This is a genomic window from Erwinia sp. OLFS4, from assembly GCF_002752165.1.
Taxonomy (GTDB): domain Bacteria; phylum Pseudomonadota; class Gammaproteobacteria; order Enterobacterales; family Enterobacteriaceae; genus Izhakiella.
Window position 1 is genome coordinate 1 of sequence record NZ_MOMB01000066.1, and the last position, 24412, is coordinate 24412.

34 protein-coding genes, 1 pseudogene and 1 riboswitch are annotated in these 24412 nt (G+C 50.1%); of the genes and pseudogenes, 14 read left to right on the plus strand and 21 right to left on the minus strand.

Annotated features, from left to right (window positions below; all coding sequences use genetic code 11):
- The coding region (locus BL249_RS16630) for an IS1 family transposase (protein ID WP_241898819.1) at window positions 1-164 on the plus strand (164 nt) is incomplete at its 5' end.
- A 50-nt stretch (window positions 165-214) separates the two neighbouring features.
- Here the strand turns inward: BL249_RS16630 and BL249_RS16635 are convergent.
- Complete coding sequence (locus tag BL249_RS16635) at window positions 215-412, minus strand: glycine zipper domain-containing protein (RefSeq protein ID WP_099706790.1); 198 nt, start codon at window positions 410-412, stop codon at window positions 215-217.
- A gap of 206 nt (window positions 413-618) precedes the next feature.
- Here BL249_RS16635 and BL249_RS16640 point away from each other — a divergent pair, with 206 nt between their 5' ends.
- Window positions 619-1353 carry a flagellar brake protein gene (locus BL249_RS16640; RefSeq protein WP_099706791.1) on the plus strand — a complete coding sequence of 245 codons (735 nt, stop codon included), beginning with the start codon at window positions 619-621 and terminating at the stop codon, window positions 1351-1353.
- 4 nt (window positions 1354-1357) lie between these two features.
- Here the strand turns inward: BL249_RS16640 and BL249_RS16645 are convergent, their stop codons facing one another.
- On the minus strand, window positions 1358-2020 hold the full coding sequence (locus BL249_RS16645; RefSeq protein ID WP_446717725.1) for a transglycosylase SLT domain-containing protein: 663 nt from the start codon (window positions 2018-2020) through the stop codon (window positions 1358-1360).
- Window positions 2021-2140: 120 nt separating this feature from the next.
- Here BL249_RS16645 and ldcA point away from each other — a divergent pair, with 120 nt between their 5' ends.
- Complete coding sequence (gene ldcA, locus BL249_RS16650; protein ID WP_099706793.1) at window positions 2141-3067, plus strand: muramoyltetrapeptide carboxypeptidase; 927 nt, start codon at window positions 2141-2143, stop codon at window positions 3065-3067.
- 23 nt (window positions 3068-3090) lie between these two features.
- A complete protein-coding gene (locus BL249_RS16655; protein WP_099706794.1) occupies window positions 3091-3774 on the plus strand; it encodes an MBL fold metallo-hydrolase in 684 nt (227 codons plus the stop codon).
- Here the strand turns inward: BL249_RS16655 and BL249_RS16660 are convergent.
- From BL249_RS16660 to BL249_RS16670, 3 genes are all read right to left on the minus strand, one after another.
- Entirely contained in the window at window positions 3771-4187 is a 417-nt protein-coding gene (locus BL249_RS16660) for a GNAT family N-acetyltransferase (RefSeq protein WP_099706795.1), read from the minus strand. The genes BL249_RS16655 and BL249_RS16660 overlap by 4 nt on opposite strands.
- A 48-nt stretch (window positions 4188-4235) precedes the next feature.
- Window positions 4236-4457, minus strand: a complete 222-nt coding sequence (locus BL249_RS16665) for a YgdI/YgdR family lipoprotein (protein ID WP_099706796.1) — start codon at window positions 4455-4457, stop codon at window positions 4236-4238.
- A gap of 331 nt (window positions 4458-4788) precedes the next feature.
- On the minus strand, window positions 4789-4989 hold the full coding sequence (locus tag BL249_RS16670; protein ID WP_099706797.1) for a hypothetical protein: 201 nt from the start codon (window positions 4987-4989) through the stop codon (window positions 4789-4791).
- 333 nt (window positions 4990-5322) lie between these two features.
- Between BL249_RS16670 and BL249_RS16675 the strand changes: the two genes are divergently transcribed.
- The 5 genes from BL249_RS16675 (at window position 5323) to BL249_RS16695 (ending at window position 9709) form a co-directional block, all read left to right on the plus strand.
- Window positions 5323-6156, plus strand: coding sequence for a helix-turn-helix transcriptional regulator (locus BL249_RS16675; protein WP_099706798.1), 834 nt, complete (start codon window positions 5323-5325; stop codon window positions 6154-6156).
- A gap of 85 nt (window positions 6157-6241) precedes the next feature.
- On the plus strand, window positions 6242-7141 hold the full coding sequence (locus tag BL249_RS16680) for an SDR family oxidoreductase (protein WP_099706799.1): 900 nt from the start codon (window positions 6242-6244) through the stop codon (window positions 7139-7141).
- A gap of 340 nt (window positions 7142-7481) precedes the next feature.
- Entirely contained in the window at window positions 7482-7748 is a 267-nt protein-coding gene (locus tag BL249_RS16685) for a biofilm development regulator YmgB/AriR family protein (RefSeq protein WP_099706800.1), read from the plus strand.
- 61 nt (window positions 7749-7809) lie between these two features.
- A riboswitch (Fluoride riboswitch) is annotated at window positions 7810-7878 on the plus strand.
- A gap of 89 nt (window positions 7879-7967) precedes the next feature.
- Entirely contained in the window at window positions 7968-8339 is a 372-nt protein-coding gene (gene crcB, locus BL249_RS16690) for a fluoride efflux transporter CrcB (RefSeq protein WP_099706830.1), read from the plus strand.
- Window positions 8340-8788: 449 nt separating this feature from the next.
- The gene (locus BL249_RS16695; RefSeq protein WP_099706801.1) at window positions 8789-9709 is read left to right on the plus strand and encodes a GNAT family N-acetyltransferase; all 921 of its coding nucleotides are present in this window, start codon (window positions 8789-8791) and stop codon (window positions 9707-9709) included.
- 248 nt (window positions 9710-9957) lie between these two features.
- Here BL249_RS16695 and BL249_RS16700 read toward each other — a convergent pair.
- Window positions 9958-10125: pseudogene (locus BL249_RS16700) on the minus strand (NADP-dependent isocitrate dehydrogenase); the annotation flags it as partial.
- 397 nt (window positions 10126-10522) lie between these two features.
- Between BL249_RS16700 and BL249_RS16705 the strand changes: the two are divergent.
- The 3 genes from BL249_RS16705 (at window position 10523) to BL249_RS16715 (ending at window position 12493) form a co-directional block, all read left to right on the plus strand.
- Window positions 10523-10714, plus strand: coding sequence for a hypothetical protein (locus tag BL249_RS16705; RefSeq protein WP_099706803.1), 192 nt, complete (start codon window positions 10523-10525; stop codon window positions 10712-10714).
- On the plus strand, window positions 10711-11454 hold the full coding sequence (locus BL249_RS16710; RefSeq protein WP_099706804.1) for a phage antirepressor N-terminal domain-containing protein: 744 nt from the start codon (window positions 10711-10713) through the stop codon (window positions 11452-11454). Before BL249_RS16705 ends, BL249_RS16710 begins: the two co-directional genes overlap by 4 nt.
- A gap of 118 nt (window positions 11455-11572) precedes the next feature.
- Window positions 11573-12493, plus strand: coding sequence for a Mig-14 family protein (locus BL249_RS16715; RefSeq protein ID WP_099706805.1), 921 nt, complete (start codon window positions 11573-11575; stop codon window positions 12491-12493).
- Here BL249_RS16715 and BL249_RS16720 read toward each other — a convergent pair whose 3' ends face one another.
- Genes BL249_RS16720 through BL249_RS16735 form a run of 4 tightly spaced genes read right to left on the minus strand, consistent with a single transcriptional unit; the run spans window position 12494 to window position 15601 of the window.
- Window positions 12494-13423, minus strand: a complete 930-nt coding sequence (locus BL249_RS16720; RefSeq protein ID WP_099706806.1) for a phage baseplate protein — start codon at window positions 13421-13423, stop codon at window positions 12494-12496.
- Between the two features lie 3 nt (window positions 13424-13426).
- Window positions 13427-14080 (minus strand): DUF2612 domain-containing protein, encoded by a 654-nt coding sequence (locus BL249_RS16725; protein ID WP_099706807.1) that lies wholly within the window; start codon window positions 14078-14080, stop codon window positions 13427-13429.
- A complete protein-coding gene (locus BL249_RS16730; protein ID WP_099706808.1) occupies window positions 14077-15264 on the minus strand; it encodes a baseplate J/gp47 family protein in 1188 nt (395 codons plus the stop codon). The genes BL249_RS16725 and BL249_RS16730 overlap by 4 nt, the downstream gene beginning before the upstream one ends.
- A complete protein-coding gene (locus BL249_RS16735; protein ID WP_099706809.1) occupies window positions 15257-15601 on the minus strand; it encodes a hypothetical protein in 345 nt (114 codons plus the stop codon). The genes BL249_RS16730 and BL249_RS16735 overlap by 8 nt, the downstream gene beginning before the upstream one ends.
- A gap of 121 nt (window positions 15602-15722) precedes the next feature.
- On the opposite strand from BL249_RS16735, the gene BL249_RS16740 reads away from it, so the two are divergent.
- Window positions 15723-16136: a DUF2513 domain-containing protein gene (locus BL249_RS16740; RefSeq protein WP_099706810.1), complete on the plus strand. Its 414-nt coding sequence runs from the start codon at window positions 15723-15725 to the stop codon at window positions 16134-16136.
- Here the strand turns inward: BL249_RS16740 and BL249_RS16745 are convergent, their stop codons facing one another.
- The 11 genes from BL249_RS16745 to BL249_RS16795 form a co-directional block, all read right to left on the minus strand.
- Window positions 16137-16424, minus strand: a complete 288-nt coding sequence (locus BL249_RS16745) for a hypothetical protein (RefSeq protein WP_099706811.1) — start codon at window positions 16422-16424, stop codon at window positions 16137-16139. It abuts the gene before it with no gap.
- A complete protein-coding gene (locus BL249_RS16750; RefSeq protein WP_099706812.1) occupies window positions 16421-17113 on the minus strand; it encodes a Gp138 family membrane-puncturing spike protein in 693 nt (230 codons plus the stop codon). The genes BL249_RS16745 and BL249_RS16750 overlap by 4 nt, the downstream gene beginning before the upstream one ends.
- Window positions 17114-17116: 3 nt before the next feature.
- Window positions 17117-17932 carry a baseplate hub protein gene (locus tag BL249_RS16755; protein ID WP_099706813.1) on the minus strand — a complete coding sequence of 272 codons (816 nt, stop codon included), beginning with the start codon at window positions 17930-17932 and terminating at the stop codon, window positions 17117-17119.
- Window positions 17925-18218: a phage baseplate plug family protein gene (locus tag BL249_RS19300; RefSeq protein ID WP_241898911.1), complete on the minus strand. Its 294-nt coding sequence runs from the start codon at window positions 18216-18218 to the stop codon at window positions 17925-17927. The genes BL249_RS16755 and BL249_RS19300 overlap by 8 nt, the downstream gene beginning before the upstream one ends.
- A 5-nt stretch (window positions 18219-18223) precedes the next feature.
- Complete coding sequence (locus BL249_RS16765; protein WP_099706815.1) at window positions 18224-18733, minus strand: phage baseplate protein; 510 nt, start codon at window positions 18731-18733, stop codon at window positions 18224-18226.
- The gene (locus tag BL249_RS16770) at window positions 18730-20406 is read right to left on the minus strand and encodes a hypothetical protein (protein WP_099706816.1); all 1677 of its coding nucleotides are present in this window, start codon (window positions 20404-20406) and stop codon (window positions 18730-18732) included. The genes BL249_RS16765 and BL249_RS16770 overlap by 4 nt, the downstream gene beginning before the upstream one ends.
- An 82-nt stretch (window positions 20407-20488) precedes the next feature.
- A complete protein-coding gene (locus BL249_RS16775; RefSeq protein ID WP_048913410.1) occupies window positions 20489-20947 on the minus strand; it encodes a hypothetical protein in 459 nt (152 codons plus the stop codon).
- A 41-nt stretch (window positions 20948-20988) separates the two neighbouring features.
- Window positions 20989-21441 carry a phage tail fiber protein gene (locus BL249_RS16780; protein WP_041474485.1) on the minus strand — a complete coding sequence of 151 codons (453 nt, stop codon included), beginning with the start codon at window positions 21439-21441 and terminating at the stop codon, window positions 20989-20991.
- A gap of 10 nt (window positions 21442-21451) precedes the next feature.
- On the minus strand, window positions 21452-22939 hold the full coding sequence (locus tag BL249_RS16785) for a DUF3383 domain-containing protein (protein WP_099706817.1): 1488 nt from the start codon (window positions 22937-22939) through the stop codon (window positions 21452-21454).
- 13 nt (window positions 22940-22952) lie between these two features.
- On the minus strand, window positions 22953-23468 hold the full coding sequence (locus BL249_RS16790) for a phage gateway protein (protein WP_099706818.1): 516 nt from the start codon (window positions 23466-23468) through the stop codon (window positions 22953-22955).
- Complete coding sequence (locus BL249_RS16795; RefSeq protein WP_014544083.1) at window positions 23458-23826, minus strand: phage collar protein; 369 nt, start codon at window positions 23824-23826, stop codon at window positions 23458-23460. Before BL249_RS16795 ends, BL249_RS16790 begins: the two co-directional genes overlap by 11 nt.
- Before the next feature lie 122 nt (window positions 23827-23948).
- On the opposite strand from BL249_RS16795, the gene BL249_RS16800 reads away from it, so the two are divergent.
- Window positions 23949-24404: a hypothetical protein gene (locus tag BL249_RS16800; protein ID WP_014544082.1), complete on the plus strand. Its 456-nt coding sequence runs from the start codon at window positions 23949-23951 to the stop codon at window positions 24402-24404.
- Window positions 24405-24412: the final 8 nt, after the last annotated feature.

The window sequence follows — 24412 nt, forward strand, 5'->3', positions numbered from 1 at the left end:
AGCATCTGACGGGCAAAATTTTCACCCAACGCATTGAACGTAATAACCTGACGCTCCGCACCCGCATTAAACGGTTGGCTCGTAAAACAATCTGCTTTTCGCGCTCAGTTGAGATCCACGAAAAAGTCATTGGAGCGTTTATCGAGAAACACATGTTCTACTAATTGGAGGCATCACCGATAATCCATGCAATAATGCCCATTGTTATTTCTCCTTATTTGCGACTAAGTAATGCGCCAACAACCAAACCAAGGGTGGCACCAAGACCAACCCCTGCCCAGGGATTTTCTTTAATATAACGGCAGGAAACCTGCGTCAGATTGCAAAGTTCATCCATCGCCGCACAGCTGCTTTTTGTTACCGCTTCTTCGCTCTCTTCCTGCGCGTTCTTTACCTGTCTCCGGGATACCATTTCATCACTCCTGATGTTGATTTACTGAGGAATTCTGCAAACAAGTATAGAAGGAAATATCAGAGTCAGAATATTCCAGGCATCATCTGATTCAAAAGTGCACATTTCAGGCCCGTGATCAGCTAAAGATGTCACCAGGATTGCCGATATTCCGACGATAAAACTTCAAACCTGATCGAGCGGTCATATAAGTAACGGAGCGGGATGTGGAAGAGGTCGATAATGAGCAGTTTCTCAAAAAGGGCCCTCTGGCTGTCAGTAATACGCTAAAGGATTTGCTCAAGTCACAGACACCGGTGATGGTTTCACATGCACGCGGCCAGTTTATTTCTAAATTACTGTATGTGGATCAGCAACAGCTGATGCTCGACTATAGCAGTAACAGCATTGATAACCAGCTGGCACTGGCAGCTGAAACGCTCTTTTTCACTGCCGATGCACAGGGGGCACGCATAGAACTGACCCTCGGATCGCTCAGCCACGTCAGCTATGACAACCTGCCCGCTTTTTCCGCCGATCTGCCGGACCAGCTGCTGGCTATTCAGCGCCGTCAATTCTTCCGCGTTCATCTGCCGTTTGAACCGATATTCTGGTGCACCTGCCTGTGGCCGGATGGCAGTACCCAGCGTTTTCGTCTGCACGATCTGTCACTGGGCGGCATTGGCGTATTGTGCAATAGCCCACCGCCGCCAGGCTTATCACCAGGCGAACTGGTGAAAAATTTGCGCGTCGACATGGGCGATTACGGGCAGTTTCAGATGGATGTACAGCTGATCAGCATCGGCCAGCGCAGCGTCATCAGCAGTAAAAATGAAAGGCGGGTCACGCCGCGCCTGAGTTTTCGCTTTGCATCGGTGACACCGGCTCAGGAGCGGCAGCTGCAACAGGTTATTTTTGCCCTTGAACGTCTGGCGCGGGAAAAAACCACCCGTTTTCAGTAACAGCTTAGCTGATCGTGCGCCAAGCGGTGGTCACCTTCCACAGATAACGCGGCGCCTGTGCCGCAGGATGACTGCGCTGAATATGCTGATAAAAAGCTTCTGGCGTCATAGCATTAATCATCGCAATCGCCCGTTCACGATCGGACGAGAAGGTGCGTAACAGCGCACCAGCACCGTTGGCATAAGCAACGATCAGAGCGTAACGCATCGTTTCCGGATTGCGTATTCCTGCCAGCGACTGTTTCTTCAGCAAGCTGATATAGGCGGTGCCAATATCAATATTGATTGCCGGGTCTCGCAGATCGCGACCGCTGGGCTGTCCGTGACGTCCCCGGGCCCGATATACTTCCCTGCCTGCCGTGGACGCTTTAATCTGCATCAGACCAATGGCGTTAGAACGGCTGACTACCGTCGGGTTGCCGCCGGACTCCACGCTGATAATGGCGTCAATCAGCTTTTGATCAACGCCATAGACCCGTGAGGCCTGCTCAGTGAACAGTGACCAGCTATCCGCCACTGCGCTGGGGGGAGCTTTAGTCAGCGGCGTTGTATTTTCCGGGGAAAGCGTTGGCTGTGATGGTTGCGGTGATTGATATGTCGGCTGGCTGGCACAGCCTGCCAGCAATAAAGCCAGTGCACAAAGTGATAGCGTAGGTTTCTTCACCAGTCTGTTCCTGCGTCGTCATCTCGCGCGCTATCATATCAGGCTGTTAATAGAGTAAAAATACCGATACTCTTAAAGTGATTTAATCATGACTGTCTTCACAGTATTGGTGGATTATCGGCAATGACAACCTCAGTTTCCCGGCATATTCAGCTTATCGCCCCGTCCGGTTATTGTCAGAACCAGGCCGCAGCCCGACGCGGCGTTGACTATTTTCTCCGGCTCGGTCATCAGGTCAGCGGCGAGGAGGTGATCATCCGGCGTTTTCAGCGTTTCGCAGGCAGCGATGCACAACGCCTCGCGGACTGGCAACACCTGACCAACAGCCCACAGCTCCCGGACATCGTACTGGCGGTACGCGGCGGCTATGGTGCAACCCGGCTGCTACCCTTCCTTGATTTTGCTGCCCTGGCAGTCAGACTGAAGGGACAACCGCTGGCCATTTGCGGTCACAGTGACTTTACCGCGCTTCAGATGGCGTTGCTCAGTCAATGCGGTCTGATTAGCTTCAGCGGCCCGATGCTGGCGGGCAACTTTGGCGCTGAGCATTTATCCGAATTCACACTAAGTCACTTCTGGCAGGCACTGACCTGCTCTACATTACATCTTGAGTGGCAAACATCCGCCACCACCCTGGATGTTACTGGCACGGTCTGGGGTGGAAATCTGTCAATGCTGGCATCGCTGGCAGGAACGCCATGGCTGCCGGTAATTAACGACGGGATTCTGGTGATAGAAGACGTCAATGAGCATCCGTTTCGTATCGAGCGCATGTTGCTGCAGCTGACTGACAGCGGCATCCTTGCTGGTCAGCGCGCCATTATTGCCGGCAGTTTTACCGGCAGTAACCTGGCCGACTATGATCACGGTTACAACTTTGCCAGCGTCTGGGAGCTGATTAGCCAGAGAACCGGTTTACCGGTGATTACCGGCCTGCCTTTCGGCCATGACCGGGACACGGTAACCCTGCCCCTGGGGGCTCACGGGCATCTGCAGGCAGAAGGGACGCGTTGCCGTCTGACGCTTTCCGGCCACCCGACGCTACGCTGACTGCCGCATGAGGAGTGTACGCCATGATGCAGATTTATGAAGATTTATGGGTATCCACTCCGGAAGTCCTGACGGAAAACACAGCGATACCGCCGCAGGTGATGCATGGTTTTCTGCTAAAACACCTGCGCGGCAATATTCTGATTTCGCGGATGGAAAACCCTCTCGATCATCAGGCGATTGACGAAGCCGGCGGCATATTCCGCCATTATCTGACACACTGGCACGAGGCTGGCCCTGCTTTGCCACTGCTTCAGCAACGTTTTAATGCCGCACTTTACTGTCACAACAAAGCGCTGGGTGCCGTCACGCGCGTTGCCGAGCCAGATGATACTTTCAGCGAAGCCGAAGTCCATTGTGGCAGCTTTCACGTCGTGCCTACTCCGGGTCATACCCCCGGCAGCACCAGCTATCTGTATGCTTCTCCTGGCGGCATAACCTATTTGTTCGTTGGGGATACCCTGACATTATATAATGGCCAGTGGGTAACCATGCTGACAGACGACAGCAACACGGCGTCTTTGCAGCAAAGCCTCGACTTTTACCGCGCCCTGCGTCCCAACGTGCTGCTGTTAACCACCACCTCGGGCGAGCAGGCCTGGCAGGAAGTCGATCTGCCACGCTGGCTGGCGATCATCGACGAAGCAGAAAACACGCCGCTCGACTTACGCAGCGGCGACATCAATTGCTGCAGAACAACCGGCTAAAGATGTTTCGTCAGATAAAAGCGCTGCGCTCCGGGATGGGGATAATTATCCAGCACCCAGCCAACACGATAACCCAGTTTTTCATAGAAAGGCCGCGCCTGAAAGCTGGCGGTGTCAACCTGCGCGTAGCGACACTGATGCTGACGGGCTTCCTCTTCCGCTGCCTGCATCAGACGCGTGCCCACCTGCTGTCCCCGCAGCGCTTCACTAATCCACAGCATCTCTATACGTAGCCAGTCGCCAGAAAGGCTGCCGGTTAATCCGGCCAGCTTTTTCCCCTGTGGGTCGTTGATGAATAATCCCAACGGACTGGTACGCTGGATATCCATAAACTGGCGATTATAATCCACTAAACCACGGCGTATATCATCAACATCCTCACGCCGGGGATTGTGGGTCAGCACAATATCCATATTCGCTCCCGTTTATCACCACACCGATATTCATTGGCCGTAAATAAATTAACGTATGCGCGACATAGACTGAATATCACTTTCACTGACCGCCTGCTGCTTGCCGCTTTCGTCAGTGTAAATCATCTGCCGGGTCGCGCGGTCCATTTCCGGTTTCCCTTGCGCCACTGCCGAACGACCATCTTTCATATGCAGCATCCATGTGTCTGATGCACAGGCTGACAGCATTGCGCTGAGCAATATGGCTGACAACAACCTCATTTTTTTCATTATCTGCCTCCATTGTCATTTTAACGATAAGTATAGAACAGTCACCGCTCACGCCTCCACTGGCGCCCTCCACCAGCCACTGTCCGGTCCTGCCTCTGTGAGGTAACGCACCGCTGATATTTATCGTAAAAGATCCTGTGGCATAAAAAAGACTAAATCATGCCCATTGCGACAGCTGACGAGAAAAAGGCATTAAGGAAGCACCGGACTGCAAGGAAATCAGGGGTTATCAGCCTGAACATGCCGCGCAGAATCGCGTTACAAACGGCAGGACACCGCCGCCGGCAACAGCGCGCCGTCCCGACCTTTACCGGACAGTCACACCTGCGGATTAACCCTCGCGATCGCGCAGAACCTGATAAAGAATGTCATAAACGCGCGCGGCGTATTCTGCACTGCTTTGCAACATGTCTTTCGCCTCCTCAAGCGACTGTGGTTCAACCTGGCCAACAATACGCCATCCCAGCGCAATGTTTTTTGCCTCTTCCAGCTGGTCTTCCTGTGAGTTTTCAACAGTTGCGGCTTGTAACACGTGATTCTCCTCATCTGAATTTGGGGCTTATCTTATAGCCCGACAGCCAGGCTTCCAACCGTATAACGCCCGGAATAATCACTTTTTTCTTAGTTTTGACCAAAAACAGATTAGTGCCAGTCTGATTGACAGATTATATGCGCCGCTGTCTACTGCCCATTGCCGTATATTTCATCACCCGTAGCACAATCTCCGCGGCATTTTTCAGCTATCCGCGCGCGAGCCGGTTATCCGCCAGTGGCAAAAGATCATAGCGCACGGCCATGACAACGATTATGGTGATAGCCAGGCTGACCATCTGAGCTGAAACCCGGTTACTGGCAGGATAAAGTAATGAGCGACGTAAACGTGAATCCACTGGGGCACTACCTGAAAGACAGACGTGCCCGTCTCGATCCGGCGGCATTAGGATTTTCTGTTGGCCGCCGACGCACGCCGGGCCTGCGCCGGGAAGAAGTTGCGCTGCTGGCTAACGTCAGCACAACCTGGTACACCTGGCTGGAACAGGGACGTGGTGGCGCGCCATCGGCAGAAGTGCTGGAACGGCTGGCTCATGCACTGGCATTGAATGCCATTGAGCGTGATCATCTTTTTTTACTGGCGCAACATCGCCTGCCGCATATCCGCCAGCCACAAAAACAGGAGATATCCCCCAGGTTACAGCGCATACTGGATGCGCTGACCTTCTGTCCGGCGCTGGTAAAAAATGCCACCTGGGATATCGTTGGCTGGAATCAGGCCGCCACCGTGGTGCTGGCAAATTACCCGCAGATGAAGCCGCGGGAACGTAATCTGTTACGTCTGTTATTTGCCAATCCACAGAAAAAAAACACTGTCCCGCACTGGCCGCAGATAGCACGCTTTCTGGTTGCCACTTTGCGCAGCGAAACCACACGTCACGGCATTAATGCCCAGCCGCTGGTTGACGAACTGAGTGCCGTCAGCGACGAATTTCGCCAGCTATGGCAGCAACAGGACGTCGAGAGTTTTGGTGAAGGAACAAAAGAGATCTGGCATGAACAATGTGGTGCACTGACGCTGGAATACGCCACCTTTACCATCGATCGCCAGCCCGATTTAGGCCTGATGATTTATCAGCCGGCGGGAGAACAAGATCTGAACAAGATCAAGCAGCTGCTGGCAAACGCGACGCATAGACCCACGTAAACAACGCAAAGTGTCTGACGCAGTCTCCGGCAAAATCGCTGAGCATTGTCTATAGTTAACCTTCACTCACCGGAAGGAGAATACGATGACAACACAGCGTAATCTGACCCGGGAGGCACAGCGTAACGACTATCCGACGCCCCCCTTTCCTGAACAACCGCAAGCGGCTCCCGGTCTTGCCAGTAAAATGATCCCCCGTCCCGATCACGGTGAACAACATTATCGTGGTTCGGACAGATTGCAGGGACGTAAAGCCCTGATCACCGGAGGCGACTCCGGTATCGGCCGTGCGGTGGCTATCGCCTATGCCCGCGAAGGCGCCGATATCGCTATCAGTTACCTGCCTGAGGAGGAATCCGATGCTGCAGAGGTTATCGCACTGATTAAGGCTGAAGGTCGGCAGGCGGTCGCTCTGCCCGGCGACATCCGCAATGAAACCTTTTGCCGTCAGATGGTTCACAGCGCAGCCGAACAATTACAGGGGCTGGACCTGCTGGTCAATAATGCCGGACGTCAGCAATATAATGAATCTATCCGCACCCTCTCAACTGAAGATTTCGACGCCACCTTTAAAACCAATGTGTATGCCATGTTCTGGATAACCAAAGCCGCGCTGGATCACATGACTCAGGGGGCGACAATCATTAATACCAGCTCGGTACAGGCCTTTAACCCCAGTGAAATATTACTGGATTACGCCCAGACCAAAGCCTGCATCGTGACCTTCACTAAAACGCTGGCCCAGCAGCTGGCAAAAGAGGGTATCCGGGTTAACGCAGTTGCACCTGGCCCCTACTGGACGCCGCTACAATCCAGCGGCGGCCAGCCAATGGACAAGGTGATGGCATTTGGTGCCAGCTCACCAACCGGCAGACCGGGTCAACCAGCAGAAATTGCACCGCTGTATGTCACGCTGGCATCCGCCGAATGCAGTTATGTCTCAGGCCAGGTATGGTGTTCCGACGGGGGCACTGGCACGCTGTAAAACCTGTACAACAGTTCACACCTCAGCCAGCCGCTAAGCTGGCTTTTTTTTGTCAGCCTGGCAGACAGACGCAGAAAGCCAGTAATAACATTGTTTAGCCCTGGTTTAATAAAGCACGAATTGTTCAAAATATTATTGTACAAGTTTATTTTTATTGTATAAGTTTAAACGACTTTTACAGATGCCATTTGAGCCAATGGCCTTCACAGAGCGCGATAATAGGGGTAAGACCAGTCATCTGGCAAAGTCACTGTTGTACAACGATGCAAAAGGCTGGCACAGAATGACGCTGTCTGACCCCGCGCTTTTTCCCGGCTACACTATTATCTGAGGCTACGCCATGACCGATATTACTGAAACTGTCGCACCATACTCTGGCCGCATTGCCGGGCTTTTTAAAGACAGTGCCGACGTCCTGCAAAGTGAATCTGAAGTCATCACCCATGTTATGGCTGAATTATCTGCACACAAAAGCTTTATCAGTAATAAAGATATCATTGGTGCCCTGCTGGTCCACCTTGAACTGGAACAGGAGCCGGTTAATCAGGATATTCTGCGTAAAGCACTGGAAGTAGTAGTACAAAGAACACCCGACGATGTTATCTGACCTGCCTTAATTTACACAGCATGTATGGTGATTGATTCGTAACATCATGCACGCTATATTGCCCGCAACGGGTGATGGCGTTCCACCTGCCCCAACCGCCCTCTTCAGGGCTGATGACGCCTGGCTAAATTTACCCTTATTACTTCAGGGGAGGCCAGGCGTTGCTCCTGCAACAACGCGATGGCTTTTCCTCAGGTTGCTGACAGAGAGGTCAATCAGATGAAGTCATTACTGGCTGTTATTTTAGGCGGCTCGATGGGTTGCGTTATTCGCTGGCTGCTGGCGGTCAAACTTAACCCGACTTTCCCGTCCCTCCCCCCCGGCACGCTGCTGGTGAATCTTGCAGGCGGTTTTATCATTGGTGGTGCAATGGCCTGGTTTATGAAAAATCCGCAGCTGGACCCCGCATGGAAGCTGCTGATCACCACCGGCCTTTGCGGAGGGATGACAACTTTTTCAACGTTTTCCGCCGAAGTGGTTAGCGCGTTGCAGGCAGGCAACGTCGCCTGGGCTTTCACCGCCATTTTTGTGCATGTTACCGGTTCCCTGTTAATGACGGCGCTGGGTTATATGTTAATTAACGCGTTGTAATCCTGTCGCCCCTTGCCATAAAACGCTGGTGAATCAGCACCACCGGCACCCTGGTTATCCTTTTCGCCGCTGCGTTGATCACGCTGGCGGCGATCCCAGCACGTTCCGCCCCAATACCCTATAACCCACCGGTATGCTTGTGATGCTGAAACCTGACAACAACCGCCCGGCAGGCTAAGCGTTGCGCCTTGTCGGCCTTCAGGTTTCAGGGCAAACGCACCGGTTGTTGATTAATGCCCGTGCCCTGCTGCCCAGGCGGCCCCGCCGAAAATGCGCCTGCGTGGCTGCAAGAATGACAAGAAACATCAACGTTACCATCACTTAGTTACCAACAATTAATAACATATCTTGTTGCTGACAACAGTGCTAAAATGTCAGCCTAAAAAGGGACCCGGTCTGATAAAGTAAGGCCGCATTGATAAATAAATTTATCCACGAGTTTTACCATCATGAGACATTTTCTGCTCGCTCAGCTCTCTCGCTGGGAAACGGGTAGCGCCGCAGATTATCAGCAGTGTCACCGCCTCTACGGAGGAAGTTTCGTCACCCACCCTCAGGTACTGGACTTTCTTCACGCACGTTTCGACTGCCAGCCTGCTTTTTATGTCAAACGTCATACTGATGGCAGCCCCGCCGGTGCATTTTGTAGCTGGTCAGGGGCGCATCTTGCCGGCGATGGCCCGATAACCAAAAAGCTCGCCATGGAGTACTACTCCTTTAACAAAGACGAGTTAATATTACCGCTACACCCTGACTTACGGACCTTTCTTCCGATAAAAACAAAAATACTGTCGAATATTAATTCGAAGAATATTTACAATGCCAGTGTAAAGCTAAACAGCAACAGAGGCATTTGCATCGCTAAAGGATGTGATAAAGCCGGCTTTTCCTCGGCAACTAAAAATAGCCGCAACCGGGAATTAAAACATTTTATAAAAGCCGGCGGAGAAATTGTCGATCAGTCTCAATACTCGCCTGAAGAGTTAGTATCTCTTTACTTTGAGCTATATGAAAAAAGATGGCAAAAAAACCATGCCAACTACAATCAACTTGTTGATATGATAAGTAATCTTCGCCCATTTTTTTTCGGTCATGTATTGTTACTCAACCATCAGCCCTGTGCCTTTCAGTTAATTATGAAAGCTGAGAGTCCGCACTGGATTAACTTCGATTATATTAACGGTGGTTACGATCCCTCTTTTGACACATTTTGTCCTGGAACCGTTGTCACCTGGCTCAATATTCAATCAGCCTATGCATTATGCGAATCATCCGGTAAAAAAATGCGCTACTCTTTTGGCCGCCCAACCGGTGATTACAAAAACCGCTGGTGCAGAACTGAATCAGTTGGACGTGTTATTTCTTTTTAGTCTGATACTTTTAGATTATCAGAAATATTGAAAAGATTAATGCAATGCTGATGAGCATATATATCATTAACTAACAGCGATAGCCTTGCCGGTAACAATGCGTTGATATATTCAAAATAATAGCAGGTGTGGGAAATTTTAAAAAATGCAACCGTCAGGATATTATCAGCATACGTCGGCTAACAGTATATAAACAGTTAGCCGGCATCAGTTTATTCCCGTGCCGGCTCTGCGTAACAAGCTGATACTTACATATTCTTAATAATCGCCTCGCCAAACTCTGAACATTTCAGCAGCTTAGCGCCGTCAAGCAGACGCTCAAAATCATAGGTCACGGTTTTAGCAGCGATGGCGCCTTCCATACCTTTAACAATCAGGTCTGCGGCTTCGAACCATTCCAGATGACGCAACAGTATATGATTTAAATTACGTTAACCAATTGATAATTATAATTATATCCTAACGCCCACCTCCAAGAAACGACTTAAAAACACCACCAAGCAATGCCACAATAACAAATAGTTAGCATATGTTTTGGGGAAAGAGTTCTTGCAAGCTACGAAGCGATTTACTAGTATCATCAGCGAGGCGTCGAAACCTCTTCTCAGTGCGGTCAGAACCAACCCCGTAAGTGTTGGATTTTTTATGCCTGTCATTTAGTGGACGTTGTATACGGACACAACCCGATCAATGTCGGGAGGGCGACGAATACAACACCCGTAAGGGAAATAAGTCCGCGGTCTCACTGAGCCGTTTCGAACCTCCCGGCACCACTCCGATAGTGGTAATTCGAAAAAAATCAGTGAGGTCAATATGGCTAATCTACCCCATGACTATTACGTCAATTTGGTAAAACTTCTTCTCAAAAAATCTGACTGTGCCGATAAATTTAAGCTGGCCGAACTGCTGGAACGCGAAGCCATGCGTATCGCAGCTAACAGCCCTGCCATTTCGCAGGCCAAATCCTTCCTGGTTACCAGAATCGTGATGGGAGGTGCTAAATGAAAACCATCGCAGTATCTTTTCATGGCACCCGGCTTTACATTGTGAATCATAATGGCGAACCCTATACCCCCATGAAGCCGATTGTTGAAGGTATGGGGATGGATTGGGCCTCTCAGTTTACGAAAATGAAAAACCGGTTTAAAAGCTGCATTGTTAAAATCGCAATGCAGCTACCAGGAGATACTCAATCTCGTGATGTGATCTGCCTAGCATTACGAAAACTGAACGGCTGGCTTCAGACTATCAGCCCTAACAAAGTCAGACCAGAAATTCGTCCGCGCGTGATCCAGTACCAGAATGAATGCGATGATGTTCTGTACGAGTACTGGACTACTGGCGAAGTTAAGCGCAAATCCACCAGCACTGATGAGAGAACCCCATTACGCGATGCGATCAACATGCTCGTCGGAAAGAAAAGTCTGATGTACCCGGAAGCATACAGTCTGATTCACCATCGTTTTAACGTTAACCACATTGATGAGTTAGAGGCATCGCAGCTACCACAGGCAATTGAGTATGTTCATCGTCTGGTACTTGATGGTGAGTATATTGGCAAAGACTCGTCTCCTGTTGCCAATGGACGCCTGTTACTCACACTGAAAAATGGTAACATCACTTTGTCACAGGTTTTACGCGAAGATCAGCATGTTGCGACTATGGCAGAATTTTTTGATTTGGCGAAACGCGCGGACTACCTTGTAGTGCACAAAGATGATCTCATGGCTTTGATGCACGCTTAACATAACCAGCCGTTCCGGCTTCCTGTCCCGCGTGGCGGCTGATAAAGTGATAGGACGATAAAAACGTTAAGCCTCGCAAGAGGCTTTATCAATAAATGGATGGTTGAATTTTACCACTATGAAACATTTTTTCATTTCTAAAATTTTGCGCTGGGATGTGGGAACCGCATCAGACTATAAACAATGCCACAACTTGTATGGCGGGAGTTTTGTGACACATCCAGAAGTTCTGGAATTTCTTCACTCTCGCTACGACTGCCAACCGACTTTTTATGTAAAACGTGACTCTAGTGGTGTTCCTGTTGGTTCATTCTGCACCTGGTTGGGATCACACCTTGCAGGGGATATCAAAGTAACAAAAAAGCTAGACATGGAATACTGTCCTTTTAACAAAGATGAACTGATTTTACCCGTATCCCCTGGAACAAAAATAATCATTCCCGTAAAAACAAAAATTATTTCAAACATCAATGCTAATTCTATTTTTAACTTAACATTTAAAAAAAATAGTAACAGAGGGATTTGCATTGCTAAAGGATGTGGAAAAGAGGGGTTTTCCTCATCGACTAAAAACAGCAGAAACAGAGAGTTAAAACGATTTATCAAAGCAGGCGGGAAAGTAGTTGACCAGTCAGAGTATTCACCTGATGAACTAGTATCTATTTATTTTGAACTTTATGAGAAAAGGTGGGGCAATAAACATGGGAACTATCACCAACTCGTAGACATGATTACTAACTTGCGGCATTTTTTCTTTGGTCATGTTCTTTTGCTGAACGATACCCCCTGTGCATTTCAATTGATCATGAAAGCTGACAGCCCCGAATGGATATCGTTTGATTATATCAATGGTGGTTATGACACGGTTCACGACTCATTCTGCCCAGGAACGATTGTGACATGGGTCAACGTTCATGCAGCGTATTCATTATGTGAATCACTTGGTAAAAAAATGCGATATTCATTTGGACGCCCCACAGCCGACTACAAGAACAGGTGGTGTAAAACCGAACCTGTGGGGCGTATTTTAGCACTTTAATTATGCGTTTCTGTACCAGCCCATCAGTTTAATGAATGAGTTAGTAACTGAAAATGCTGTGCCGGAACCTGCATTAGCCGTTGTTCCCGATACCGAGTGCGAGTGGGCACCAATGCCAACAGTATGGTTGTGTGCTCCTATCGCCACATTGTGGGCATGCTCACCAGCAGGATCCGTTTGTTTGTTAACTTCGAACTGTATATAAGGTTCATTTCTACCATTTCCCCCGTTAACGTTATATCCCAAATAACCGTGGGTATGCCGACCCTGCACATCAGTTTGTTTCGTCCCATGATCAAAAGTACTGGTTGTTTTAGTTCCATAGTCAAAGCTACTGGTATTGGCCGAAAACGTATGCCCGTGTGCGGGAAGATTACCTGTAGCCAGTGTTACCGAGTCGGAGCCGCCCGTTGTCATCACATCGCTACCGTTAGCGCTGGCCAGACGAATCGTGCAGTTCTCCCCAATGTATTTCCACGTAGTGCCGGGGAAAAGCGTATTCGGATCTTTGTTCTGTGCAAACCACGTCACAATCCCGACCGGGTACAACATATCAACGGGGTTGATATCCGCCTTTAGCTCTATCCAGCCGCTACCTTTGCCGGGTTCTTCGTTATTATTTTTTATTCTGGATTGCCACGTTCTCTCGCTGTAGTAAACCAATGAGCGGATCGGATAGGGCTTTCCATCCTCTGACCAGTTAGCAGAACCGAACTGCTGCATTTCGCCAGTGGCCTCGGTAACATCGTGGAAAAGCGCATTCATCTTCTCACGTTCGATATCCTTCGCTGCCGGGTCTGTCGTCTGATCGCGCTCATAGTCATAGCCATAGCCCTGAGTGTAAGACACCGAGCCGTCAGCCTGCGTTTCTACGGGCACAGCAGTCCTGTCACCCTGCGCAGCGAAGGGCGTTTTAAACACTTTAGTCATGGTTTAGTTTCCGAAGTTATTTGTGAAGTTTTTACGGTTTTCGCCAAAGCCGAATGCCTGTCGGGTGACAATGCGGTATTTAGCCCCTACTCCAGAAGGACGTGGAAGCAGGTCAAAGTTATCAAGCAGCAGGCGCAATCTTTCATCGGGGTTGAAATTAAACACGTACCAGATGTAAGACATATCGAGGGGATCGAGGACAAATACTTTGCCGTTCTCATCACTGAAAAAACGCTGAAGAAAGGCGTTGATATTGGTAATCGTCGGGCTTTCCGTCAGGGTGAAATAGCGCATTCTCACCAACAGGCGCTTTTGCGCTGTGGTCAGCGTCAGCGTGTAATCGGCGTTGCGCCTGAAGTTGGATTTAAAATTGCGCTTATTAGCGCCGAAACCATAACCGATTTTATTTTTGTCGCTGGGTGGAACATCAATACCCAGCGGCACATCCAGAATGCGCCCCCATACCGCCAGACCAAAATCATTCGCGGTATCGATATTAAACACATCGCGATACCAGTTACGCCAGAACGCCACTGTCGCCCGGTTAAAATACTCAGATTTATAGTGCGCAAGTGCTTTAATATTATCCGAATTTTCATACTGCCACAGAATGGCTTTCAGCATGTCGGAATGAAAATCAAGGGACTGTATTGTCATAAGATAACCACCTGCACGGCGTTGCGCCTGAGTCTGGCAACGGCGTTTATCTGCACGGGGATCACGTCTGTTGACCAGGTCACGCCATCGGTGGATAACTCGACCTTCAGCACAAATAATCGCGGTTCAGCCACATTGACCGCCGCCGCAATTTCAAACGGCGAAACGTCACGCCCGACCGCCAGGCCATCATCAGTATCGGTTTCACCGGCTACCCATTTTTCAACCGCATCGGGGATCAGGGTCTGTGCATCAAAGGGACTTTTGCGCACCGTCACCCGACAAAACACGGTAATTTCCTTTGGCCTGTCAAATTTGACGTTATACACCTGACCACTGGACGGCTCTGTTACCTCAACCGTTTCGCTGCCGTTGTACGCGGCCCCTACTGTTTTAGTACGTAGCAGAGCAACAGCGATTTCCTCACGCGGCCCGCCATCGACACAAACATAGATACTGTGTTTGACCAGCGGAACGCCATCAATAACCTGATCCGCATCCGTATAGTTTTCACGATACGACAGGGATTCCACGCCTTCGATATCGTACAGCGCCGAAGTGATCGCCTCTCCGACACTCACCGTGTTTTTGGCGAGCGTATTCCTGCGACGACGCCGGGTACGTATGTCGGATTCCGCTACTCTCCCCAGCACGGCATCAGCCGGATTATTTACGGTTTCCCAGCCAAGAACCGAACTTGCCACCCGGACGAGTTCACCCACCCCACAGCCTACCGGCCCGGTTTCAACCGAGCGCATATCGCCTTTTGTTACCCCATCATTCCCGATAATCAGTACGCTGGTCGTTTCAAACGCATCTCCTGCCTGCGTTTCGGCCAGAGAACCTTTCGGTATCAGGGTCTGTGGTACGCCTGCAAACTCAACATTCGTCAAAAAAGAATGTGTTGCGGACAGCCGCTGCCCGCCCATCAGCGCCCAGATAGCATCGAGAAAGATCCCCCCGGCAATATCCGGGTTAATCTGGTTCGCCAGTTCTGCGTTATTGCGGGCGATGGCGTCCCGATTTTCCACTTCCATTGTGACCAGTGCGCCCTGCGGTGTTTCCGGCGACAGGTCAATTTCCTGACCAAAGACATCCCGGAACTCATTTTCAACCTGCTCCCGCAACGTTGAAGTGTCAGGGATAATCACTCCTGTGCTTGCTATAAACTGATAATCAGACATTAAGCGTTATCCTCCCGTAGAGGGTGCTGATCACGGCGGTGTAATGAAGCTCGTTGTTTTCAATCGATGCAGAAAAGGAATCGACTGCCAGAACTTGAGAGATTTCCCGCATACGGTCGCGGAACGCCGCCTCAAACATTGGCAAATCAGCATCGCGGCCAAAGGTGGTTTTCCAGTAAGGTATTCCCTTGTCCATCCTGTGCAGCATTTCACCCCGTAACGCTCTGGCATAGTGCATGCAGCAATTTTTCACCGCTTCTTCATCACGAACCAAAGCCAGGTTGCCATCGTTTCCGAGATAAATATCATTACCTTCATTAACATCAAACGTCATCATTTCGAAGCTCCGCCAGTTAAGATATCGTGAGCGTCATTGACTAAAACACAGAGTGCCATTTTATTTATCCTGGTATTTTTGTTACCGTACATCGCACAGTGAAAGGGAAGCGGATAACTCCATGAAGCCGGATTACGACATAATCAGAAAACTACTTGGTGTTTTTCTGGAAAGTAAAAGGACATTTATAACCATTGATGACATTATCAAGGGCACAGATTCCGGTATCATCGATGAAGATTTCCTGTTCCATTTCCTTCTGATTGTTGAAAATGGCCTCATCAGCAATAAAAATCTGACATGCAACAGCCCCGAAGATGTTGGCCTTACTTTCGGTCTTAATGGGAACATCATAAAATTTCAGGTTCCTGTCCGGCTCACCCAAAGCGGCATTGATTTTGCCAATGCGCTTAACCAAAAACCTGTACTTGAAAAAGTAAAGAAAGAACTGGCCGAGGCACCGTTTACATTCGTCAAAGCCGCAGCAGCTAAGATCTTCAGTAAGATATTGAGCGATAAACTGGGTATAGATTAATTACCGTCTTTCTGATATTTCAGATAAAACTTTAAGCGCATTGACGGCTGCTATAACATCATCACCCTCAGCAAGGCGCTTTAGCTTTCTGACTATCCAATCACGGCTCAAACACTGAATCATCTCCAGCCGTTTACTGCTAATGAGAAAGTCAATGTCAGTTACCGTATCCGGGTCGTCATTAAGATATTTTGTCAGTTCCTTTATTTCCGAATCTGAATAGCCATCGATGGACAGAGTGCTAATCACATCGTCCAGTTCCGTGATATTTCGTATAGTCAGGGTCATAATGGGTTTCCTGTGTTGTCACTACCTCGCTGAACACCGCCATGCAGGTGATCCGCACCAATATTTTTACCGTTATGCCGCATCGTCCCACCGTTTGAATCACTGTTACCGTTGATCTGGTGATTGCCGTTCACCGTCAGGTTGCCGTTAAAAATGCTCTCACCGGCGTTAACTTCAAACACTGGCGTATCCAGTACGCACTTATCGTTATGCAACGCCAGACACACGCTGCCATCCAGCGACTGGAGCACCAGCGCATCAATATTTTTGCCATCCACCATCCAGCCTTTAACGCTGTCTGGAAAAAACATCGCATCACTGAATGATTTCAGCCGGTGGGTATTAGGCTCATCCTCCAGACCGCCGCGCTGAAAAATCAGACTGATATCGCGATCATTGGCTTTCAGCCAGCCAAAATCTCCCGGTTTTAGCGGCACCCGGATAAAGAACCCGCCGCCGCCAAAGCGGAAAACAGGAATATTATGAACCGGGGCGCGGGGGATTCTCTGCCCTTCGGTTGACACCATCATCACCAGTGGTTTAATCACCGCACGGTTCGTGGCATCGTCATAACTGACCACCGTTGCGGGTAACATATCGTCGGTGTTCATCATCAGGTTACGAAAAGCGCCCATAAGCTGTCCTGCCAGACTGGATTCACTGGCGATATCGGTATTCGGTTTATTCATTGGTTAAGCCCGTTTACAGGTAGCCTGATAAAAGAAGGGATCGTCGTGTGACGCAACATCGAACTTAAGCTGCTCGATGATGTAATCACCATTTAAAGAAGGGTTAAATTTACTCTCCAGCCGTAACGTACCGCCCAGGCTGGATTCACCGTCGATAAGCCAGGTCACGTCCAGGCCTTTTTCGGTGGCTTTGGGTAGCCCGACCATACCGGTATTCTGGTTAACGATTTTGATACGCCCTTTGACCGCTTGCGCAGAATCCTTCACATACAGAACATCATCATCGATAAAGGCTTTAACGCCACCACCATCCTGCAACCGTTCGACCTGTTTCAGCTTTGAGCCGCAAAAATACCAGTTAGCGATATTTTTATCCGTGGCCTGAAAATCCAGACGAACACCGCAGTCCCGCGCAATCCCTACGGATATCTCACTAAGCTTACTCATCGCGCCGGAGGACGTTGCCACGATATCCCGCGCACTGCCGTTACCCGTTTTTGCTTTCAGCGTCAGCGTCACGTCAGGCGGGCTGGAGGGTTCAGCACTGACAATATCCCCCACGAAAAGGCGAAATACGCCGGTACTCACCCGCCCGACTTCCAGTATAAGCCGGGCAGGCTGCTTGCTTTTGTTATAAGGGCTGGTTTCCGTCAGGAGCATATTTCGGGTGGTTGCATTCAGGCCATCAATGCTGACCGTGCATTCATTCTGCAACGGATTCGCATATTTGGTGCCGCTGGCTTTCACCCGCATCCCCTCGTACCACTGTATACGCCCGCTGACTTCTACCCCCACCCTGATCCGCCTTAAATCAATCATCCGGCCCCCAGAATACCAGGCTTTGCGTTTTGCCGAATTCCTCATACCAGGGCAGAGCATCCCGTTCTGTGATAAACGCAAAATTACCGGCTGAGGCCAGATGGTTATAAGGTATTAAGGGTGCATCTGTTGTCGCCCTGGTTGCCAGCATGACAACCTCATCATTGAGGCGTATGTCACACACCATCATATTTCGCGCGACTTTGATCGTCAGATCCCAGCGGTTATCATCAATGGTAATTTGCAGGCGCTGGTTCGGCACCGGGTTTAACGGTATTTCACGCATCGTGTTTATCCTCCCAATACCCTGACCAGAACCGATTTTTTCCGTTCTTCGGATACCGATTTTGTCTGTGCACCGCCCCTTTTAACGGTACTGGACTGCGATGGCTTCTGAACTTTTTTGGGCGGTAGATCTCCGTATTCGGGTGTTACACTGCGCCACTCGGTGAACCGTAAAGACAACTGGATAGCATCGGCCCTCTCAGCGGTCTCATCGTGGTAGAAATTGACCAGCAGCATGGGCTGGTAGGTTTTAACTCTGGTCTGAATACCTACCAGCTTGTTCTGTTCCCAGGCGTGTTGCATCAGGCCAAAAGCATTTTTAAGCTCACCGGATAAAATCAGATCCATGCCAATCTCCACGGCCTGCACAACAACATGATCGCTACGGGTTTCCCCTGACTCGACCTGAAAAGTGGTCGCCTTATGCTCGTCGCGGACATTGATTTTTATCGGGCTGGCGGTTTCAAACAGCGTGGTAAAACTGTCGGTATCGAAGATTTTTACGTCAGTGATCATATTGCCAGCCCCGTTTGCGTTTGCTGCCCCAGATCCTGCAACTGCTCCTGCAATGCGTCTTTCGTGCCCGCCGCCATGCCCTTAGCATCGGTTGCTTTGGTTTCAACCTTCACTTCCCCAATATTCAGGGTGGTTTCATTCTTCACACTGGAACGATTGCTGATCGCCTGGCTGGTCACGGGGTTGAGAGGGTGATTATTCGCCGCTGCAATCTGGGCTTTCCCCTGCTCGACCATATTCTGTGTATCCTGCTGTGGTGAGGGAGGTTCAGCTTCGGGAATACGGTGCGTCACCTCTCCCTCCGCGCTGATTTTGCGCTCTACGGTGAGTTCTTTTTCATCATCAGCACCGAACCAGCCCTTCACTTTTGACCAGCCTTTCTGGATGGTTTCCAGACCGCCGCTTATCCAGCCAATCACCTTCTGCACCTGCTCCCACATCCAGGTAAATATGCCGACAACAGCATCCGCCACGTTATCGAAGACGCCCCCGAACTGTGCTCCCCATTTAACCAGACTTTTTATTGACTCCAGCAACCAGCCAATAAACTGGTTCAGGGCGTTATTCATTGTGTTGTAAGCGTCAACCACCACATCAGCAACGAATTTAGCGGCGATTTTGAGGTACTCAAACAGGGCCTTGAATGCTTCCCACAGCGTCATAATGACCTGTTTAAGTTCAGGATAGGCATCGAGAATTCGCCCGATCATTGAATCATTACCGTCGATAAAATTCATGATGTCGTCGTAGACCAGCGCGAACGCGGCGGCAAGCGCGGCAATGATGGCGATAATAGCGAGTATTGGCCAGGTTGCCGCCAGCGTGGCAGCAGCGGCGGCAAGCATCGGAGGAACGTAGTACGCGGCGACCGCCACACCGACCGCGAGGAAAAAACCGATGATGAGGTTCTTATTTTCCCGGCAAAAACCAACAAATTTACTCAACCATTCCATGCCCTTAGTCAGGTAAGGCAACACCATTTCGAGGAAGCTGTTTTTTAACAGGCCGGATGATTGCCTGAACCCCTGCATGGCCTGGTTAAAGCGCCGGGACTGTTCAATACTCTCTTTGGTAATGCCAGAGTATTCTTTTTGCAGGCCCATCATGCGTTCCATCTCATGACGGCCCTTCATCATCAACTCAATCGTTTTGTCGTCCGTCACCCCCAGGTTTGCAAGGTGCGCTTTGGCTTTATCAAAGTTCATCCCCTTTACTTTATCTGCTGTAGCGAGGATTTTCTCCATAGAGTCCGTGGTGCCGCCAAAGGCTTTTGCCATTGCCGACAAATCAGCCTGAGCGCTTTCCCTCGCGCCCCCCAGTTCGGCAACTGAACCTGCGAAAGCATCCACATCCGCCGTTGCCACATTGATCTTCTTGCCCAGCTTATCAAGCGCCTCCACTTCCTCCGCGCGTGAAACAGACTCGCTGAAAATGGAAGATACCCCCAACAATACGCCGAGTACCCCAAGGGTTTTCTGGGCTAATGCGGCAACGCTGGTTTCCGTGCCGCTGGCAAAATCACTGACGCTTTTTGCCGCTTTATCGGCTTCATGCTGCGCCTGTTTCATACCATCAATAATATCGTCGGTAGAGCGCTGAACATTTTTAAACGCCGCGTCGGCCTGCCGGGTGTCGAATTCAAACACCTGCACAAAGGTATCTAACAGAGACATTATCGGTTTCCTGCGGCGGCGAGCGCCTCGTTATAGCGGTTGGTCACAGCGATTTCCCACAAGTCCATCGCCTCTTCCAGGTCTATTGAGGTTTTGAGTTCTGTGAAGCTGGCGAGTTTTTCTGAGATGATGACTGCAAAGAATCCATCAGCGTTTTTATAATCGACGGGAGCGAATCGCTGATTTTGCCCAGCAGGTAAGGCAGGAAACCTTTGCTCCCGGCGTTGCCGAAAAAACTGGTGTTGTACCTCAGCATCTCCAGTTCAAGGCGGATCAGCGCTTCACCGTCCGGTACATGGTTATCAATCAGCGTCTGGGTTTTCAGGCAAATTTCTGCACCATCCCGCACGACTGCCACATGAGCCATCATTTTCAGCATGGCTTCTTTACTGATTTCGTAGTCGCCAATTTTAGGTGCGTTCGATAGCGGATATTTTGCCAGGATTTCACGCCCCAGCGTGGCGGGCAGTCGGCTGATCACAAAGGTGTGCATCTCACCATCAACATCTTTAATTTCAATATCTTTCGGCTTAATGAGCATAATGGCCCCAATAAAAAAGGCGGGATGTTCCCGCCTGATAGTTAACGAACGCGCGTACTGTCAAAGTCCTGGAACACAAAGGTATAAGCCTTTGATTTAAGACGCCCACCGCTGGCAGCGGAGTTACCCCGACTACCGTTGGTGATTTTCCCGTTTCGCGCGGTAGTGGTCGCGCCGTCACCGTAGGACGCCACGAGCGTAATAATATCTCCAGCGTGTCTGCGGCCACGTTTCGCCGTGTTGGCCTCCAGCAGGATCGCCAGATTCTGATCTTCTTCACTCCCCGGTAGCACGTTTATCGTCACAGCCTGCGGGGTTGGTGTTGACCAGGACACCAGATTGCCATTGATATCCATGCCGGTCTGGGCGATATCGACAGCAGGCAGATCGAACGGGTCGGCATCATCGGCGAAAGCCGTTACCAGTATTCCTGCCGGGAAGGTTGTACTGGCCTGAACCAACAGGCTGAGGCCGGTTGCAGATACATCATTCATCATTTAGTCCTTATACCAGGTTGTGCGAGCCTTCGACTTTACGTACCCAGTCGCCTTTACCGTAAATCAGTACGTATTTCATCACGTATTCCGGCAAGCCAGATGGCCCGGTATTTTCAACAATCTGCGCGTTGTACCAGTAGCCCTTGTCCTGAATATCGTGCCACGCTAAATCGTCACCAGACGCATCGGCCACCGCGAGTTTCTGTACATCCGAGAGTGTTTTGCCGGGGAGGATGGTGCCGTTATTCACTGCTTTGGTCACGGCTCCGGCGATAATCATCATTGCCCTGGCCTCACCATCGCGGTTTGCAGGTACGCCGCGCGTCGCCAGCAATAAAGAAAACCATTGCTGTGCAATGTATGCTTTTAACCATTGCTCATTGGCATGAACGCTCATGTCCAGCGGTGCGGTACCCGGCCCGCACAGGAAACCACGCTGGTAAAACGCAATATGTGAACCCGCCACCGCCGTTTCGCCGTAATAGTTGACGCGCAACTTATCCAGGTTGTCGGCATCCAGATCGGCGGTTACCTGTGCCGGGAACGTCACGCCAAACTGACGAAACATATAGTTGGTGGTGGCGTTTGTACGGTCATAGTCCGTTGCCGCCATAACCGCCATCGGTAACGCCTGAGCATAAAAATTATCCTCGGTTTTAAGATTCAGCGCCGTTGACGCTGTACCTATCAACGCCGCGCTAAAAGCCTCCGCATCCGTTGCGGAAATATTCAGATGTAGCTGGTATTTCACGTTCTCACCTGCCACATACTGAGCAAGGGCAACGACCTGTTCGAGCGTCAGTGGGTCGATAAAAGTCGCACTGCCGAATGAATCCGAGATTTTCTCTGCCGCCATAAAGGCTTCCAGCGGGGTTTGCGCGGTATTGCCGGGCAAGGCTTGTCCGCGAGATAAACCCATCGCATCCGCAAGAGCGGAAGACCCAACGTTGATGTTTGCTCGCTCTGGCACACCACCACCGAGTTCAAACGTGCCGCTGATAGCGATAAAAGTCACTCTGGCAGAAGCGAAAGCGGGTTCAGATTCAGCATTTAGCTTTTGCTGTACGGTCGAAGCAACATCGGCGTAGGACTTGGCCGTAGAAAGATCGATTTCGGTGAGTTCTTTACGAATATTACCGATAATCACCGTGAGTGTTCCGGTAGTGATCGCCTTCAACTCATCCAGACTGGCCGCATCCCCTCCCGAAAGCGTTGGTGCCCGACCGGTTGGTACGTAGGGTGCTACCTGCAATTCTCTCGGTTTATTGACGGGGGCCGGGCTGGTATAGCTGAAATATTGCCGGGCAAAATTCGCTTCGGGAGAGCTGGCCCCCAGAAACTCATCAATCTGACCGCTGGCGAATTCCAGCACATCACTGGATGGAATTTTTGCGTTTTGAGAGAATATGCGGCCCGTCAGTTTGCGCATCGGTACAGCAGACGCGCCAATGACCGCACTCGCAATGCTGACATAGCGTGTTTGTTTGATTGGCATGGTTAAACCTTAATTAAATGCGGTGAATATCAGGATAAAGCGCTTTTACTGCTGTGGTATTTGGGAATATTTCGCGGTGGAATGTGACGTTAAAATCAAACGAGGGGTTCTGTTCATAATCCCCCTGGTCATTGATAAAATAAGGCGTTCGAATACCAGAAGCACGTTGTGCCCCCACACCCTGTTTTTTTAGTGCATCAACAAAAGGTAGCGAGTTCACTATCATTCGAACCGTGGCAGTCAGGTCGGTCGCTGTAAGTTCACTGGCATCGGAAACCAGCCCCTGAACCTGCAACGTTTTTTCTACCAACTGAGTTTCTTTGTGATTCGCATCAGTGCCAGCGACCTGATAGTTTCGTGCCTGCCATCCGTGGCCTGCCTCGTTGATGGGAAAGAACATAACAAAGCTATCTTCCCTCCCTTGCTTTGTTGACTGGAAACCGGCAACAACAGGTATCGAAAGCCCCGCATCATTCATTTGCGCCAGCATCTGGTGCCGGATGGCGATATAAACTTCGTTATCCGTCATAGTTTCCAGCCTCAATGCAAAGAACAGACTTCCAGCCGTCCTGTGCGTACCAGTCTGCATCACCGGTAACGTCATAGCGCTTGCCGTTGAACACCAGATAATCCGGTGCATCCCCCCGCTGGATGGCGTGAATATCGTGCGAAGTGTAGAGCCGCCGATAAACTTTGCCGGTCACCAGCCCCATTTCCTGTACATCCTGTGTATCCACCGCCTGCCAGCTACCCGTGACCGGTTCGGGCGGATGGTATTGTGCGACCCATTTGCCAAGGTCGTCTGTAGTGCGCGACTTAAACCGATACCAGAAAGCCGTCTGCTGTGGGATCACCCGTGCGGCCACGTTGTAGAGATTGCCAAACATTATTTGTCCTCCACTGCCTGACATCATATAAGAGCGCAGTTTTACCGCACCCTGAGATATCAGGGTGATTACATCCCGGTTAAGAGATATATTTACAAGTTAATATGCATAAGGAAGAAACTATGTTGAATCATGAAGATCCCCGCGTGGCGCTAACTGAATTTCTGCGCAGCATTCCACACAGCCTGAGAATCGATGAATATCTGTTTATTATTTTGATGTGCCTGGGTGAGCAACCTCCTGAAGACCTGGATGCTTTCGAACCCATAATAGAAAAATACCTGTATCGAACGGGCTATGCTGGCTTCGGTGCCGTAATTTGCACCAAAACCATCCTTGACCGGAGGCTGTCGGGAGTAATGTTAAAACTTGAACGAGCAGAAGAATCATTGAGGATGTTAACTAACTCAAACCCTGATTTTTCTCCACACCCATTACTAAGCATGCCATTGAAAAAGCGTCAATACGCTCAAGTTCTGGAACGCTGGAAAGCTCTCTCACGCGGTGCGCTATCTGACGAAAACCTTCTTTATTTCGAACAAAATCCACAAGCGCTACAGCCGGTGACAACAGCATAAAATCGCTG

Excerpts from the sequence above, each read along its gene's own strand:
- BL249_RS16735 (WP_099706809.1), bottom strand. The coding sequence starts at position 15,601 with ATGATGACGTTTGATGTTAATGAAGGTAATGATATTTATCTCGGAAAC.
- BL249_RS16680 (WP_099706799.1), top strand. The coding sequence starts at position 6,242 with ATGACAACACAGCGTAATCTGACCCGGGAGGCACAGCGTAACGACTAT.
- BL249_RS16675 (WP_099706798.1), top strand. The coding sequence starts at position 5,323 with ATGAGCGACGTAAACGTGAATCCACTGGGGCACTACCTGAAAGACAGA.
- crcB (WP_099706830.1), top strand. The coding sequence starts at position 7,968 with ATGAAGTCATTACTGGCTGTTATTTTAGGCGGCTCGATGGGTTGCGTT.
- BL249_RS16755 (WP_099706813.1), bottom strand. The coding sequence starts at position 17,932 with ATGATTGATTTAAGGCGGATCAGGGTGGGGGTAGAAGTCAGCGGGCGT.
- BL249_RS16695 (WP_099706801.1), top strand. The coding sequence starts at position 8,789 with ATGAGACATTTTCTGCTCGCTCAGCTCTCTCGCTGGGAAACGGGTAGC.
- BL249_RS16665 (WP_099706796.1), bottom strand. The coding sequence starts at position 4,457 with ATGAAAAAAATGAGGTTGTTGTCAGCCATATTGCTCAGCGCAATGCTG.
- BL249_RS16795 (WP_014544083.1), bottom strand. The coding sequence starts at position 23,826 with ATGTTTGGCAATCTCTACAACGTGGCCGCACGGGTGATCCCACAGCAG.
- BL249_RS16720 (WP_099706806.1), bottom strand. The coding sequence starts at position 13,423 with ATGACTAAAGTGTTTAAAACGCCCTTCGCTGCGCAGGGTGACAGGACT.
- BL249_RS16740 (WP_099706810.1), top strand. The coding sequence starts at position 15,723 with ATGAAGCCGGATTACGACATAATCAGAAAACTACTTGGTGTTTTTCTG.
- BL249_RS16775 (WP_048913410.1), bottom strand. The coding sequence starts at position 20,947 with ATGCTCATTAAGCCGAAAGATATTGAAATTAAAGATGTTGATGGTGAG.
- BL249_RS16685 (WP_099706800.1), top strand. The coding sequence starts at position 7,482 with ATGACCGATATTACTGAAACTGTCGCACCATACTCTGGCCGCATTGCC.
- BL249_RS16635 (WP_099706790.1), bottom strand. The coding sequence starts at position 412 with ATGGTATCCCGGAGACAGGTAAAGAACGCGCAGGAAGAGAGCGAAGAA.
- BL249_RS16800 (WP_014544082.1), top strand. The coding sequence starts at position 23,949 with ATGTTGAATCATGAAGATCCCCGCGTGGCGCTAACTGAATTTCTGCGC.
- BL249_RS16715 (WP_099706805.1), top strand. The coding sequence starts at position 11,573 with ATGAAACATTTTTTCATTTCTAAAATTTTGCGCTGGGATGTGGGAACC.
- BL249_RS16725 (WP_099706807.1), bottom strand. The coding sequence starts at position 14,080 with ATGACAATACAGTCCCTTGATTTTCATTCCGACATGCTGAAAGCCATT.
- BL249_RS16765 (WP_099706815.1), bottom strand. The coding sequence starts at position 18,733 with ATGATCACTGACGTAAAAATCTTCGATACCGACAGTTTTACCACGCTG.
- BL249_RS16750 (WP_099706812.1), bottom strand. The coding sequence starts at position 17,113 with ATGAATAAACCGAATACCGATATCGCCAGTGAATCCAGTCTGGCAGGA.
- BL249_RS16785 (WP_099706817.1), bottom strand. The coding sequence starts at position 22,939 with ATGCCAATCAAACAAACACGCTATGTCAGCATTGCGAGTGCGGTCATT.
- BL249_RS19300 (WP_241898911.1), bottom strand. The coding sequence starts at position 18,218 with ATGCGTGAAATACCGTTAAACCCGGTGCCGAACCAGCGCCTGCAAATT.
- BL249_RS16770 (WP_099706816.1), bottom strand. The coding sequence starts at position 20,406 with ATGTCTCTGTTAGATACCTTTGTGCAGGTGTTTGAATTCGACACCCGG.
- ldcA (WP_099706793.1), top strand. The coding sequence starts at position 2,141 with ATGACAACCTCAGTTTCCCGGCATATTCAGCTTATCGCCCCGTCCGGT.
- BL249_RS16655 (WP_099706794.1), top strand. The coding sequence starts at position 3,091 with ATGATGCAGATTTATGAAGATTTATGGGTATCCACTCCGGAAGTCCTG.
- BL249_RS16730 (WP_099706808.1), bottom strand. The coding sequence starts at position 15,264 with ATGTCTGATTATCAGTTTATAGCAAGCACAGGAGTGATTATCCCTGAC.
- BL249_RS16780 (WP_041474485.1), bottom strand. The coding sequence starts at position 21,441 with ATGAATGATGTATCTGCAACCGGCCTCAGCCTGTTGGTTCAGGCCAGT.
- BL249_RS16660 (WP_099706795.1), bottom strand. The coding sequence starts at position 4,187 with ATGGATATTGTGCTGACCCACAATCCCCGGCGTGAGGATGTTGATGAT.
- BL249_RS16710 (WP_099706804.1), top strand. The coding sequence starts at position 10,711 with ATGAAAACCATCGCAGTATCTTTTCATGGCACCCGGCTTTACATTGTG.
- BL249_RS16745 (WP_099706811.1), bottom strand. The coding sequence starts at position 16,424 with ATGACCCTGACTATACGAAATATCACGGAACTGGACGATGTGATTAGC.
- BL249_RS16705 (WP_099706803.1), top strand. The coding sequence starts at position 10,523 with ATGGCTAATCTACCCCATGACTATTACGTCAATTTGGTAAAACTTCTT.
- BL249_RS16790 (WP_099706818.1), bottom strand. The coding sequence starts at position 23,468 with ATGACGGATAACGAAGTTTATATCGCCATCCGGCACCAGATGCTGGCG.